A 1,381-nucleotide genomic window follows, 5' to 3' on the forward strand; every position below is an offset into this window, starting at 1 on the left:
TTTAGTCTTACGACTAAATTTTACTTTATACTAAAGTAATTAACTGGTTAAAACAAAATATTATTTCATTTCTTTACCTATTTCTCTGTTTAATTTTCAAAGACCAATTTGCTATTTCTATTAACCGTCAACTGACGACTCTTATCATTCTACTGTTTAATTCTAATTTTGTCAACAGTATTTTATATTGATATTACAAGTTTTACATCGCCACTAACTTACGACGACAAAAAATATTTTACCATAATAAGATTATTGTATATTAGAATTTTGGTTCATAATTTCAATTTATTCTCACTTTTCTCTATTTTCGCTATTAATGCTAACAATATCTCCTAGTGATACGCTAGGATAAGTATATAGTTTGTTTTACTATATTCCAAACCTTAAAATAACTTATTACCCTTTATTTTCTTTATAATTACAATTCACTATTCCTTTAACTGTTATACTATACTTAAGGAGTTGAGGCTATGTGTTATAAATTATTAAAAGAAATCATAAAAAGTTCAACCAATATAGTCTTTTTCGGAGGTGCTGGTGTATCAACAGAAAGTAACATTCCTGATTTCCGTTCTGCAAAAGGCTTATATAATGTTAAAAATGACTTGCAATTTCCTCCTGAAACTATTTTAAGTCACTCTTTCTTTGTAAATCATACTAAGGACTTTTTTAAGTTTTATAAAGCCAATATGATATTTACAGATGCAGTCCCCAATGATGCGCATACTGCATTATCAAAGCTTGAAAAAATAAATAAATTAAAAGCTATAATCACTCAGAATATTGATGGCTTACACCAAATGGCAGGTTCAAAAACTGTATATGAACTTCATGGATCTATACATAGAAACTATTGTATGGGCTGTAATAAGTTTTTTGATTTAGACTATATTATATCGAGTAAAAACATAGTTCCAATATGCGATAGCTGCGGCGGTATTATCAAACCTGACGTTGTTCTTTATGGTGAAAGCCTAAATTCGACTAACTTAAACTGTTCTATTAAAGCAATAAGTTCTGCTGACACATTGATTGTAGGAGGTACCTCTCTTGTAGTTTACCCTGCAGCAAATCTCATTCAATATTTTAAAGGTAAAAATTTGATCCTTATTAACAAATCAACTACACCATATGATGACCAAGCCGATTTAGTAATTAACGATAATATAGGCAAGGTTTTAAATGCTGCATGTGCATCTTTATTTTAAATGGACTACTTTAAATTGCAAAAAAGTAAAAAACACTAAGTTAAACTTAGTGTTTTTTTATTACCTGGCGACAACCTACTCTTCCACAAAGTTACCCCTGCAGTACCATCGGCGCATTGAAGCTTAACCTTCGTGTTCGGTATGGGAACGGGTGTTACCTTCAGGCCATA

Annotated in this window: 1 protein-coding gene and 1 rRNA gene; one reads left to right on the top strand and one right to left on the bottom strand. The window is 30.3% G+C overall.

Annotated features, from left to right (window positions below; genetic code table 11):
• The first annotated feature begins 473 nt into the window (after positions 1–473).
• Entirely contained in the window at positions 474–1,211 is a 738-nt protein-coding gene (locus KPL38_RS19245; protein WP_216290742.1) for an NAD-dependent protein deacylase, read from the top strand.
• Positions 1,212–1,273: 62 nt separating this feature from the next.
• Here the strand turns inward: KPL38_RS19245 and rrf are convergent.
• A 5S ribosomal RNA gene (gene rrf, locus KPL38_RS19250) occupies positions 1,274–1,381 on the bottom strand; the annotation flags it as partial.

This window comes from Clostridium psychrophilum, assembly GCF_018861705.1.
In the GTDB taxonomy this organism is placed as follows: domain Bacteria; phylum Bacillota; class Clostridia; order Clostridiales; family Clostridiaceae; genus Clostridium_AD; species Clostridium_AD psychrophilum.

Bases quoted from the DNA above. Each gene is read 5' to 3' on its own strand.
- KPL38_RS19245 (WP_216290742.1), top strand. From the start codon at position 474: ATGTGTTATAAATTATTAAAAGAAATCATAAAAAGTTCAACCAATATA.